The sequence below is a fragment of the Kitasatospora sp. NPDC004615 genome (assembly GCF_042873545.1).
Classification (GTDB): Bacteria; Actinomycetota; Actinomycetes; order Streptomycetales; family Streptomycetaceae; genus Kitasatospora.
Genome location: NZ_JBIALQ010000001.1, coordinates 1,311,585 through 1,323,477 on the forward strand (window position 1 = coordinate 1,311,585; position 11,893 = coordinate 1,323,477).

At 73.8% G+C, this 11,893-nt stretch carries 13 protein-coding genes; 7 read left to right on the forward strand and 6 right to left on the reverse strand.

Going from position 1 to position 11,893, the window contains the following annotated elements; translation table 11 throughout:
• Nucleotides 1-42: 42 nt before the first annotated feature.
• The 3 genes from ACFYS8_RS05845 to ACFYS8_RS05855 form a co-directional block, all read right to left on the reverse strand.
• On the reverse strand, nt 43-636 hold the full coding sequence (locus ACFYS8_RS05845; protein WP_387636251.1) for a class F sortase: 594 nt from the start codon (nt 634-636) through the stop codon (nt 43-45).
• Between the two features lie 40 nt (nt 637-676).
• The gene (locus ACFYS8_RS05850) at nt 677-1,078 is read right to left on the reverse strand and encodes a sortase-dependent protein (RefSeq protein ID WP_387636255.1); all 402 of its coding nucleotides are present in this window, start codon (nt 1,076-1,078) and stop codon (nt 677-679) included.
• Nucleotides 1,079-1,205: 127 nt separating this feature from the next.
• Nucleotides 1,206-1,760 carry a PadR family transcriptional regulator gene (locus tag ACFYS8_RS05855; protein WP_387636258.1) on the reverse strand — a complete coding sequence of 185 codons (555 nt, stop codon included), beginning with the start codon at nt 1,758-1,760 and terminating at the stop codon, nt 1,206-1,208.
• Between the two features lie 116 nt (nt 1,761-1,876).
• Between ACFYS8_RS05855 and ACFYS8_RS05860 the strand changes: the two genes are divergently transcribed.
• On the forward strand, nt 1,877-2,641 hold the full coding sequence (locus tag ACFYS8_RS05860) for an alpha/beta fold hydrolase (protein ID WP_387636261.1): 765 nt from the start codon (nt 1,877-1,879) through the stop codon (nt 2,639-2,641).
• 7 nt (nt 2,642-2,648) lie between these two features.
• Here ACFYS8_RS05860 and ACFYS8_RS05865 read toward each other — a convergent pair whose 3' ends face one another.
• Nucleotides 2,649-3,314: an ABC transporter ATP-binding protein gene (locus tag ACFYS8_RS05865; RefSeq protein ID WP_387636264.1), complete on the reverse strand. Its 666-nt coding sequence runs from the start codon at nt 3,312-3,314 to the stop codon at nt 2,649-2,651.
• Nucleotides 3,311-4,420: an FtsX-like permease family protein gene (locus tag ACFYS8_RS05870; protein WP_387636266.1), complete on the reverse strand. Its 1,110-nt coding sequence runs from the start codon at nt 4,418-4,420 to the stop codon at nt 3,311-3,313. The genes ACFYS8_RS05865 and ACFYS8_RS05870 overlap by 4 nt, the downstream gene beginning before the upstream one ends.
• Nucleotides 4,421-4,518: 98 nt before the next feature.
• Between ACFYS8_RS05870 and ACFYS8_RS05875 the strand changes: the two genes are divergently transcribed.
• The 6 genes from ACFYS8_RS05875 (at nt 4,519) to ACFYS8_RS05900 (ending at nt 11,270) form a co-directional block, all read left to right on the forward strand.
• Complete coding sequence (locus tag ACFYS8_RS05875) at nt 4,519-5,115, forward strand: TetR/AcrR family transcriptional regulator (RefSeq protein ID WP_387636269.1); 597 nt, start codon at nt 4,519-4,521, stop codon at nt 5,113-5,115.
• A gap of 723 nt (nt 5,116-5,838) precedes the next feature.
• Complete coding sequence (locus tag ACFYS8_RS05880; RefSeq protein WP_387636271.1) at nt 5,839-6,540, forward strand: alpha/beta fold hydrolase; 702 nt, start codon at nt 5,839-5,841, stop codon at nt 6,538-6,540.
• A gap of 152 nt (nt 6,541-6,692) precedes the next feature.
• Nucleotides 6,693-7,400: a hypothetical protein gene (locus ACFYS8_RS05885; RefSeq protein ID WP_387636274.1), complete on the forward strand. Its 708-nt coding sequence runs from the start codon at nt 6,693-6,695 to the stop codon at nt 7,398-7,400.
• Nucleotides 7,397-9,355 (forward strand): GMC family oxidoreductase, encoded by a 1,959-nt coding sequence (locus ACFYS8_RS05890; RefSeq protein ID WP_387636277.1) that lies wholly within the window; start codon nt 7,397-7,399, stop codon nt 9,353-9,355. Before ACFYS8_RS05885 ends, ACFYS8_RS05890 begins: the two co-directional genes overlap by 4 nt.
• A complete protein-coding gene (locus ACFYS8_RS05895; RefSeq protein WP_387636280.1) occupies nt 9,352-10,536 on the forward strand; it encodes a ferritin-like protein in 1,185 nt (394 codons plus the stop codon). The genes ACFYS8_RS05890 and ACFYS8_RS05895 overlap by 4 nt, the downstream gene beginning before the upstream one ends.
• Nucleotides 10,537-10,583: 47 nt before the next feature.
• Complete coding sequence (locus ACFYS8_RS05900; protein ID WP_387636282.1) at nt 10,584-11,270, forward strand: ribonuclease H; 687 nt, start codon at nt 10,584-10,586, stop codon at nt 11,268-11,270.
• Between the two features lie 12 nt (nt 11,271-11,282).
• Here ACFYS8_RS05900 and ACFYS8_RS05905 read toward each other — a convergent pair whose 3' ends face one another.
• Complete coding sequence (locus ACFYS8_RS05905) at nt 11,283-11,774, reverse strand: flavodoxin family protein (protein ID WP_387636284.1); 492 nt, start codon at nt 11,772-11,774, stop codon at nt 11,283-11,285.
• Nucleotides 11,775-11,893: the final 119 nt, after the last annotated feature.

Below are 11,893 nucleotides of genomic sequence, written 5' to 3' on the forward strand. Positions count from 1 at the left end.
GACCGCCCACCGCCCCGGGGGTGGTGGGCGGTGGGCGGTCGGTCAGGGGGTCAGCGGGTCGGCGAAGACGATGATGTTGTCGGTGTAGTGGCCGTTGCCGCCGAGGGTGCCGCCGCAGGTGACCAGCCGCAGTTGCGGGCCCGCGGTGTCGCCGTAGACCAGCTCGGTCGGGAAAGCGTCCTTGGCGAACTGGCGCAGTTCGCGCACCTGGTAGGAGACCGTGCTGCCGTCCTCCCGCCGGACGTCGATCCGGTCGCCGGGCCGGAGGCCGGGCAGCCGGTGGAACACCGCCGGGCCCTTGCGGGTGTCGTAGTGCCCAAGCAGCACGGCCGGCCCGATCCGTCCCGGCGCGGGGCCGTTGCGGTACCAGCCGACCTGTTCCGGCCTGTCGAGCGGCGGCACCTCGACGGTGCCGTCCGCGTCCAGGCCGACGCCGTCCACCGGCGCGTCCACGCCGATCCGCGGGATCACCAGCCGCACCGGTGGCGAGAACGGAGCCTGCGCGGTCGCGGGCGGCGACGGGTCGGCCGGTGCCGCGGCGGCCGGGCCGGCGGCGGTGATCCGCACCGGCGCCGGGTCCGCGCTCCGGGTGCTGACCAGCGTCACCCCGGCGGCGATCAGCAGTCCGGCCGCCACGGCCGGCACCCACGAAGGGCGCCGGCCGCGACGGTGCGGACTAGCCCCGCGCGCCGGCACGGCGCCGGGCGACGAGCACGCCGACCGCGGCAACACCCGCACCCGCCAACCCCGTCCCGAGCACCAGCGTGCTGGTCGAACCCCCGCCGGCCGCGCCTTCACCGGTCTGCGCACCACCCCGGGGCACCTGCGAGACCTGCGCGCCCGACGTGGGCGTGCCCACACCCGGCGTGCCCGCACCCGGCGCGGACGCCACCGGGGACGGGGCCGCCGACCGCGCGGCGCTGGGCGACGCCGAACCGACGGGGCTCGCCGTGCCGGCCGGGCTCGGCGTGGCGGAGTCGGCGAACGCGGCGGCGCCGGGCAGCGCGAGCGCCCCGACGACACCGGCCGAGACCAGGGCGAACCGCACCGCACGACGGATGGACGTGGAACCTGACATGGAACTCCTCCGAGCGCTCGCCACCCGCGGCCCCGTGGCCGCGGGTTGACGCAGCTCAGGCTAGGAAGCGCGGCCCTCGGCGAGCCGCCGGTTGTGTAACAGCCACCGGCAGGCTCGGTAACAGTTCTCAGTCACCCTGCGGACGTGGCGAGTTGTCCAGGGCCGCGAGCGTCTCGTTCAGCCAGGCGAGCTCGGCCTCGGAGGTCGCGCGGGCGATCAGCAGGATGCCGCTGCGGAACGGGTCGGTGAGCTCCTCCGCGCGCAGCGGCCGGTCGCGGTCGTCGCGGTCGTAGAAGAAGCTGGCGGGCTCGCTGAGGAACGCCAGCCGGCGGCGGAGTACGGCGGCCTGCTCGGCGGGGTTGTCGAGGTGGCGGAGGAAGGCCAGCACGGTGAACCAGCGGTTCTCGTCGCTGATGTCCAACTGCTCGGGCATACGCAGGAGTTCGAGCAGTGCGGCGCGCCCGGCCGGGGTGAGGTGCAGGGTGTGCCGGGGGGCGGCGGCCGATCCGGGTTCGGTCTCACGGGCGAGCAGGCCGTCGCCCTCGAGTCGCTTGATCGCGGGGTAGAGGGTGCCGTCGCTGATCGGCCGGATGTGGCCGGTGAGTCCGGCCAGGTGCCGGCGCAGCTCGTAGCCGTGCATCGGCCGGTCGTGCAGGAATCCGAGGATCGCGAGCTTGAGCATGCGGCCCATGCTGCCACATCCGTCGCTCGGCAACGCGGTATATCGGTATCGCGATACCTCGCCATCGAGGTATCGTCCACCTCGTCCAAGTCCCGCAGCAACCAAGGGAGTCGGCCGTGCGCCATGCCCTCGTGACCCCGAACGGCGACCGGATCCAGTGGGTGGAGATCCCCGGCGAGGAGCCCGCCCGCCTCTACCTGCACGGCCTCGGCGCCAGCTCGCCCGTGTACTGGGCGGCCGCCGCCGCGCACCCGCTGCTGACCGGCCGCCGGTCGCTGCTGCTCGACCTGCTCGGCTTCGGCATCAGCGACCGCCCGACGGACTTCACCTACACCCTGGAGGCCCACGCGGACGCCGTGGCAACCGCGCTGGAGGCCGCCGAGGTGACGGGCGCCGAGGTCGTCGCACACAGCATGGGCGGCGCGGTGGCGGTCCTGCTCGCCGCCCGGCACCCGCGACTGGTCTCCCAACTCGTCCTGGTGGACGCCGCGTTGGACCCGGCCCCGCCGGTCCCGGAGCCCGGCAGCAGCGCCATCCACACCTTCACGGAGCAGGAGTTCCTGGCCGACGGATGGCAGCGCACGGAGCAGCGGGTCGGCCCGGAGTGGTGGGCCACCATGCGCCTGGCCGGGCGCGAGGCCCTGTACCGCACGGCGGTCCACCGGGCGCGCGGAACGACCCCGGCTCTGCGCGAGCAGCTGGGGGCCCTGCCCGTCCCGCGCACCTTCCTCCACCCGGCCGCCGACGGCGCGCCCGCCGACACCGAGCGGCTGGCGGCCTCGGGCGTGACCGTCCGGGCGGTCCCGGACTGCGGTCACAACATCATGCTCGACAACCCCGAGGCCTTCGCCCGCGCGGTCGCCGAAGCTCTCCCCCGCTGACGCCGCCTCAGCGCGGTCCGGCAGCCATGTCGATCACGTCCCCCGCCGCGTCGGTCACCACCGGGTCGTGGGTGGCCACCAACGCCACGCAGCCGCGGGCCTTCGCGGTGTTGGCGATCAGCTCGGTGAGGGTGCCGGCCTGTTCGCGGTCGACGGCGGCGGTGGGTTCGTCGATCAGCAGCAGGTCCGGTTCGAGGAACAACGCCCGGGCCAGCGCGACGCGTTGGCGTTCGCCGCCGGAGAGCTGGTCGGCGCGGTGCCGCAGCCGGTGGCCGAGCCCGACCTCGCCGAGCGCGGCCTCGGCCCGGGGGCGCAGCCGACGGGCGGGGCGTCCGGCGATCGAGGCGGCGGCGAGGAGCTGTTCGACGGTGGTGAGTCCGCCGAGCAGGTTGCCGCTCTGGAACATGTACCCGATCCGTTCGCGGCGGACCTTCGCCCGCTCCGCGTCCCCGAGCGGCGCCAAGTCGGTGTCGCCGAGCAGCACTTGGCCCTCGTCGGGGCGCAGCATCGCGCCGGCCACGGCGAGCAGGGTGGACTTCCCGGAGCCGGAGGGGCCGACGAGTGCGGTGAGGACGCCCGGGCGGCAGGTCGCGTCGATGCCGCGCAGCACGGGGGTCCGTGCGTCGCCGCGGCCGAGCGAGACGGACACCTGGCGGAGGGTCAGCGTGGTCATCGTCCGGCTCCCAGCATGGTCATCGGGTCGGCGGTGGCGACCCGGCGGAGGGTGAGGGCGGCGCCGGCGAGGGCGGCCAGGGCGACGGTGCCCATGGTGGCGGTGAGCGCCAACCCCGGGAGGCTGAACGGGACTTCGGTGCCGACCAGCAGCCCGACGGCGGAGGCGAGCGCGGCGCCGGCCGCGGTTCCGCCGATCACCACGACCGCGGCCTGGACGAGGGTGTGGCCGAGCAGCCGGCGCCGGGAGGCGCCCATCGCGCGGAGCAGGGCGAGTTCGGGCTGCCGCTGGACGGTCCAGACGCCGAAAAACGCGCCGACCACCAGCGGGGCGATCAGGTACAGGAAGAACTGGATGGACGTCATGGTGACGCGTTCGCCGGTGTAGCCGGGCGCGGCGGCAAAGGCGTCCTCCAGCGGGACGGTGCGGGTGCCGAGCTCGCGGTCGGCGGCGGCGAGCTCCGAGGTTCCGGCCTGGAGGGCGATCGCGCTGTACTGGTGCGGGAGTTCGGCGGCGGGAGTCTTCGCGCCGGGGGTGGTGAAGCGGATCCGCTGCCAGGTGGCGGTGGTGACGTAGCCGACCGGGACGTGGCCGTAGGAGGCGCGGCCGGTGATGCCGGTGACCTTGAGGGCGATGCCGAGCCGGTCGACGGTGAGGGTGTCGCCGATCGCGACGCCTTCCTCGGCGAGCTTCCGGGAGATCACCAACTGGTCGTCGCCGCCGAGGCGTTGGCCGTCCTCGGCGCCCGGGTCGAGGAACGAGCCCGGTTCGACGCCGAACGCGGCGAGGTCGACCTCGGTGTGCCGGTCGGTGGTGCCGCGGGTGATGCCGACGCCGAGCGGGGTGGCCCGGACGCCGGGGCGCTGCTGCCAGCCGGTCAGCGTCTCGGCGGGGACGAGGCTGCGGGCGAACTGGTCGGACTTGGTGTCCGGGGAGAACGCCAGGTGGGTGGCGGGCAGGCGGCGCAGCGCGGAAACGGTGTCGTCACCGAGTCCGGTGGTGAACCCGGAGACGATCCCGACCAGGGCGGCGACCAGCAGGACGACGCAGCCCATGAGCAGGAAGCGGCCGCGGGCGGCCTTGAGTTCGAGCAGGGCGAGGTACACCGTGCTCCTTCCGAGATGGGGACAGTGTGTCCCCAAGATAGAACATGGCGACGCGGCGTCCCCAAACCGGGGGCCGTCCGGGCTCCTAGACTGTTGAGATGCCGAAGATCAGTGCCGCCACGGTCGCCGACCACCGCGCCCAGCAGCGCCGGGCGCTGGTCACGGCTGCCCGCGAACTGCTGGAGACCGAGGGCGACGCCGCCGCCGTCACCTTCACCGCCGTCGCCCGCCGCACCGGCCTGGCCCGCAACAGCGTCTACAAGTACTTCGCGGACCGCGCCGAACTGCTCGCCGCCGTGGTCCAGGAGTCCACCCCGCGCTGGACCGAGCGGATCACCGCCGCGATGGCCGCCGCCGGCACCCCCGAACTCCGCGTCGCCGCCTACGTCCGCGCCCAGTGCGAACTCGTCCGCGACGGCGAGCACCGGATCGCCCGCGCCCTGGCCGGCGACCGCGACGCCGCCGCCCTCCGCGAGGCCGCCGGCCACGCCCACCACGAACTGCTCGCCCCCCTGCTCCAGGCCCTCACCGACCTCGGCGACACCTCCCCCGAACTCACCGCCCGCCTCCTCCAGGGCCTGGTCAACGCCGCCGTCACCGCCCTCGAATCCGGCGCCCCCTACCACCCCACCACCGACCGCACCACCACCCTCGCCGTCGCCGCCCTCACCGCCGTACGCCCTTCCGCCGGCTGACGGCCCGCCGGGCATCCAACTCCCTTCAGGGGACAGGCATGTTGTAGCCGTGCCCGGTTCGCGTCGCCCTGGACCGGCTGGGACCGCGGCACGGTTTCCACCTGCCGATGCCTCGGCTAACTTGGCGTCAGGCTCACGACTGTCCACGTACGGCCCTCCCAGCCCCTGGGCCGGGCGCTGGGCACACTGGCGGACGGACGATCAGAAGTGGCCGGGACCAGCGGTCGCGGCCACCGCCGGATCGGCACAGTACATTTCACAGCTGCTGGTAGCCGACACGAGTGGTTCGGTACGCACCTTCGACGTCGCCACCGGACGGCGGCTCGGCACGGTCGTGACACCTGCCCCGCGGCCGTCGCGGGGGTCGGCTGTCACGGCCGGCGGATCCGTCGTACTGCTCGATGCGTGGGGCGGCACGGAACTGCTGGCGCCGACCGAACCACGGCCGGGCCTGGAACCGTACGCACTGACGGAGGCGATCGAAGCCATCGGGGACTCCGCCGCCGAGCTGTGTGCGGTGGCAGCGGTCGGACGGCTCCCGCAGGCCGCGCCGGCCTTCGGGGACGCGAACGGCGCCGCGCACTGGTACGCCACTCCGCCTGAACGGGCGCGAGGCCACCCGACTGCCGGCCGGTCCCGACGTCGAACTCGCCGCCCGCGCCCGGCAGTTCGGCCTGGCCTGAACCCGACGGCCGCGGGCCGGCGCTCCCGTATTCTCGCCCCATGGTTGACGACCGCACAGTCGATGCCGGGGGGATCCGGCTGTCCTACCGGGTGTCCGGCCCGCCGGACGCCAGACCGCTGGTGCTGCTGCACGCGCTGGGCGAGGGCGCCGACAGCTGGGACGTGGTGGCGCCCGCGCTCGCCCGCGGCCGGCGGGTGTACGCCCTCGATCTGCGCGGCCACGGCCGCAGCGACCGGTCGAAGGAGTACACGCTCGAGCTGATGCAGGCCGACGTGCTCGGGTTCCTGGACGCGCTCGGGCTGGGCGCCGTCGATCTGGTCGGGCACTCGATGGGCGGGGTCGTGGCCTATCTGCTCGCCCAGCGCCGGCCGCGGCGGGTCCGTGGGCTGGTGCTGGAGGACGTACCGGTGCCGCGCCCGCGGACGCCGAACGTCCCGACCCGGCCGGACGGCGAACTGGCCTTCGACTGGGAGCTGGTGGCGCCCGTCCGCCGGCAGATCGACCGGCCCGATCCCCGCTGGCTCGAGCAGCTCGGCGAGATCACCGCGAAGACCCTGGTGCTGGCCGGCGGCCCGTCCAGTCACATCCCGCAGGACGGCGTCGCCGAGCTGGCCGCCCGGATCCCCGGCGGGACTCTCGTCACCATCGACGCCGGGCACATGATCCACGACACCGAGCCCGAGGCGTTCCTCGAAGCGGTCTCGGCCTTCCTCGAAACCCTGGCTGACCCGGACGGGTGAATTCCGGGCCCCCCTTTGGCGGACAGCACAACGCGGTACCCAGGTGGGCGAAGAATCAAGGCAGTTCGCCCGAGAACTGTTCAGGATCCCGGCATCCGCCCCGGGCCGGGCGACCTCCCCCGTGAGAGAGGAGCGCGATGACAATTCCCGCTGTGACCAAAGAGGTTGAGGACTTCGTCAAGCTGTCCGTCCCGCTGACCGGGTTCTCCGCGTTCGACCTGTACGGCACCGGCATGGCCGAACGTTACTTGGAGACCACCCAACAGCAGGTCGGGGCCGAGCAGTTCGGCGAGTTCCGGGCCGCCTGGAAGGCCGCCGTCGCGGACGGCGGCGGCCCGCAGAGCCTCTCCCCCGTCCACCTGGAGGTGGCCCGGGCGCTCACCTACCTGTGGCTCACCGGCGCCTGGCCCCGCCTGGCACCGGCCGCCCACGCGGCGCTGCGCCGCCAGGTGGCCAACGAGGAGTTCGTGGTCGCCCCGGAGTCCTACGTCGAGGGCCTGGCCTGGCGCACCTTCCACGGGCACCCGTCCGGCGCCAAACCGCCGGGCTTCGGCACCTGGGCGGTCAAGCCGCCCGCCCAGCCCGACACCGCGGCGCTGCGCGAGGGCCTCGGCTTCGCCGAACTCCCCTTCCGCACCGGGCTGACCGCCGAGGTCGCCCTGGACGCCGTCCCCGGGCACCTGCTGCCCGGGCTCCGCGCCGCCCGCCACATTCCGCCGTCCGCCGTCCCCACCGCCGCCGAACGACCGTCCGCCGTCCCCACCGCCACCGCCACCGCCGCCGCCGCCGCCGCCGCCGAGCGACCGCCCGCCGTCCCCACCGCCGCCGAGCGGCCCGGCAGTTCGAAGGAGGACGCATGACCGAGACCGTCAGCGCGGACGAGGCGGTCCGCCGCCGCTACGACGTCGTCATCGTCGGCGGCGGCTGGGCCGGCAGCCTGCTCGCCAAGGACCTCGGCGACCGGGGCTGGCACGTGCTGGTCCTGGAGGCCGGGAACGGCGGCACCGAGACCTGGCCCGGCTACCTGGGCTCCTTGTCCACCTTCTACTCGGCCGTCGCCAAGGTGCCCAACTCCGCCTACCGGCGCAGCACCGCCGCCCCCTTCCCCGACGTCCTCGACCTCGCACCGGTGACCGACCCGGAGCCCGGTGAGCGGGAGTACACCGCAGGCGGCTACTTCGTGCAGAACGGCCGGCTGCCCTACGGCACCGACTACCTGCGGGAGTTGGGGGGCGCGGCGATGCACTGGCTCGGGGCGGTGCCGCGCATGCACCCCGAGGACTTCGCCACCAAGGAGCGCTTCGGCTACGGCCGCGACTGGCCGATCGACGCGGCGGACCTGCAACCCTGGTACGCCCGGGCCGAGTTGGAGATCGGCGTGGCCGGGGACGCCGCCGATCAGCGCGAGCTCGGTGTCGTCACGGACCCCGACTACGTCTACCCGATGCACCGGATCCCGCCCAGCTACATCGACCAGTACTGCACCGGCCTCGACGGCACCCAGATCCCGGACCAAGTCGCCCACGACACCTACCCGTTGAAGGTCCACAGCCTGCCGCAGGCCCGCAACTCCACCCCGAACCCGGACTACAAGCCGGAACGGTACCGGCCGGCCAGCGCCGTGGGCCTGCCCAACTACGGCGAGCGCTGCGTGGGCAACGCGAGCTGTGTGCCGATCTGCCCGGTGCAGGCCAAGTCCCACCCGCTGCGCCAGCAGGCCCGCTTCCCGAGGACGGTCACGCTCGCCACCCGCTGCGTGGTGACCCGGGTCCGCCTGGCGGGGCCGACCATGGGCGGCCGGGTGAGCGGCGTCGAGTTCCGCGCCTACACCGACCCGGTCTCGCCGGTCGGCCGGTCGTACGTGGTCGAGGCGAACACGGTGGTGCTCGCCGCGCACGCCATCGAGAACGCCCGCCTGCTGCTGTTCTCCGGGCTCGCCAACGGCAGCGACCAGGTCGGCCGCAACCTGATGGACCACCCCACCATCCTCAACTGGGCGCTCGCCGACGAGAAGAGAGGCCCGGTCGGCCCGTTCCGCGGGCCCGGGCACACCTCCGGCTGGGAGGTCTTCCGGTTCGGGGACGGACGCCGGCGCCGGGCCCCGTTCCGGATCGAGATCGGCAACTGGGGCTGGGGCTGGGCCACCGGCGCCCCGATGAGCAACGTCGCCACCGCGCTCGGCATCGGCGGCGACAGGAACGGCGAGGTCCGCCCCGACGGCGTCTTCGGCCCCGAACTGCGCCGCCTGCTCGGCTCCACCATCGGCCGGCAGCTCCAACTCCAGGTCGCCGTCGAGCAGTCCGCGAACCCGGCCAACCGGGTCACCGTCGACCGCCGCTACCGCGACGCGATGGGCAACCTGCGCCCCGTCCTCACCTACGACCTCGACCAGCACACCCGCGACGGGATCTACGCGGCCCGCCTGGTCGCCGGGCAGATCTTCCAGCACCTCGGCGCCACCGACTACACCGACTTCACGCCCCGCGACGGCGTCTCCCCGCTCGGCCACTTCACCCACACCATCGACGGCACCACGATGGACCTGGCCTACAGCGGCGCCGGGCACGGCGCCGGCACGCACATCATGGGCAGTTCCCCGAAGGACTCCGTGGTCGACGGCTTCCAGCGCACCTGGGAACACCCCAACCTGTACGCCGTCGGCTGCGGCAGCATGCCGTCCGTCGGCACCAGCAACCCCACCCTCACCATGCTGGCCCTCGCCCTGCGCAGCGCCGAGCAGATCCACACCGACCTGCTCCTCGACCGGCGCCCGGCCGACATCCGGGGCGCCGACGAAGCGGAGGTACCCGCATGAGGACCGCCCTGGCAGTGGAGAAGGCCGGCTTCGCCGTCCCGAAGACCCTGGACGAGCTGCGCACCTACCTCCAGGCGGCGCTGGAGGTCGAGCACCTCACCATCCCGGTCTACATGACCGGCATGTACACCATCCGCCCCGGCACCAACACGCCCGCCTACTATGGGATCCGCGCCGTCCTGATGGAGGAGATGCTCCACATGACGCTGGCCGCCAACCTGCTCAACGCCGTCGGCGGCACCCCGGTCGTCGACTCCCGGGTCGTCGCCGAGTACCCGGCGAGGCTGCCGTTCAGCGGCGAGACCGTCCCGTCGATCGGCCTGCGGCACTTCTCCCCCGAGGCGCTGAAGACCTTCCTGCGGATCGAACAGCCGAAGAGCATGACGCCCCCGGCCACCCCGGGCGACGGCTGGACCTCCATCGGACAGTTCTACGACACCATTCGCCAGGGCCTGGAGTACCTCGTCCGCACCCTCGGCCACGACCGGGTCTTCACCGGCGGCCCCGAACGCCAGGTCGGCCCCGAGGACTTCTACAACTCCGGCGGCGAAGTCTTCCCGATCGAGGACCTGGCCACCGCGCTGCTGGCGATCGAGACCATCACCGAACAGGGCGAGGGCGTCCACGACACCATCTGGAACAGCAACGAGGTGTTCGGCGAGGAACGCGAACTCGCCCACTGGTTCCGCTTCAACGAGATCTACACCGGCCGCGGTTACGGCCCCCACGACCGCCCCAAGGACCCGCCCAGCGGCCCGCTGATCGACGTCTCCTGGGACGACGCCTACCCGATCCACGGTGACTCCAAGGTCGCCGACTACCAGCGGTACGAGCAGACCAGCGGCGTCTACGAGCAGGCCGTCGCCTTCAACTCCCGCTACGCCGTCCTGCTCCGCTACCTCGCCTCCGCGTTCGACGGCTTCCCCCGCCACCTGGCCCTGGCCATCCCCACCATGCTCGAACTCCGCGACCGCGCGGCCCAGTTGTCCCGCAACCCGCACCCCGACCCGGCCCTCGCCGCCCAAGGCCTCTTCGCCAGCGCCACCTTCGAGATCACCGCCCCCCAGTTCGACGCCGCCACCACCGAAGTCACCCGCAACCTCCGGGCCACCACCCTCCACCCGGGCGCCCCCATCGACCTGTCCGCCGCCCGCTCCCCCTCCCCCGAGGCCTTCGCCTGACCGACCACCCGCCGCCGCCCCGGTGCGGCGCCTGGCATGATCGACACATGCTTGAACGAGTGATCGCCGCATGTGACGGAGCAGCCAAGGGCAACCCCGGGCCGGCGGGCTGGGCGTACGTGGTCGCCGACAGTGCGGCCGTGCCGCAGCGCTGGGAGTCCGGGGCGCTCGGCCACAGCACCAACAACATCGGCGAGTTGACCGCCCTCCAGCAGCTGCTGGCCTCCACCGACCCGGGCGTGTCGCTGGAGGTGCGGCTGGACAGCACCTACACCCGCGACGCCGTCACCAAGTGGCTGGCGGGGTGGAAGCGCAACGGGTGGAAGACCGCCGCGGGCAAGCCGGTCGCCAATCAGGAGCTGATCCAGCGGATCGACGCGCTGCTGACCGGCCGGGACGTCACCTTCGTCTACGTCGCGGCGCACCAGGTGGACGGCGACCCGCTGAACGCCATCGCGGACAAGGCCGCCAGCGACGCCGCCCGCACCCAGCAGGGCGCGTCCGGCACCGCGGCCGACCTGCCCGAGCCCGACCCGCAGAGCTCGGCCGCCAAGCCCGCGAGCAAGCCCCGCCGGGCCACCGCCGCGAAGAGCACGACCAAGTCCGCCGGAGGCCGCACCCTCGCCGCCCGCTTCCCGGGCACCTGCCCGTGCGGCACCGCGTACCCGAAGGGCGCGACCATCACCAAGGTCGGCTCCGGCTGGGGCCACCCGGACTGCGCCGCCGCCCACTGACGGCCGCGCCCGTCAGGCGATCGCCGCGCCCCACTCCTTGGCCCGGTTCAGCTCGCCGTCGCGCAGCGGTCCACCGACGTCCTCCACCAGGAAGCCGACGGGCTCGGCCGTGAGGTCGTAGTTGTGGCGGGTGAGGCGCGCGGCGATGCCGTCGGCCGCCGCTCCGGAGTGCTTCCCCTCGACCCGGGTGTCGAACGCGGCGGCGCGGGTGCCCGCGCCCTCGGCCGGCAGGGACCGGAACCAGGAACGCAGGCCGGGGCTCTCCTCCGGTGCGCCGGTCTTCGCGGCGACGGTACGGCTGAGGCCGGTGGACATGCCCCGCATGTGTGTGGGGCCGCCGACCACCAGCAGGTCCGCGTCCCCGACGGCCTCGGTCTCGGCCTCGGCGACCGGCAGGCACCGCACGTCGGCGTCCGGCTTGGTCGTCCGGATGCCGTGGGCGATCGCCTGGGCGACCTGCCCGGTGTTGCCGTACATGCTCTCGTAGACGATCACGGCACGCATCGTTGGTTCCTTCCTCCGGTCGGCGGCTCGAACGGCCGCGCACCAGCAACTTCCACGGTAGGCGTGCCCGGTGGGACGGGCGAGGGCCGACCGGCCCTGGCCCGTGGGGCATCGGGCCC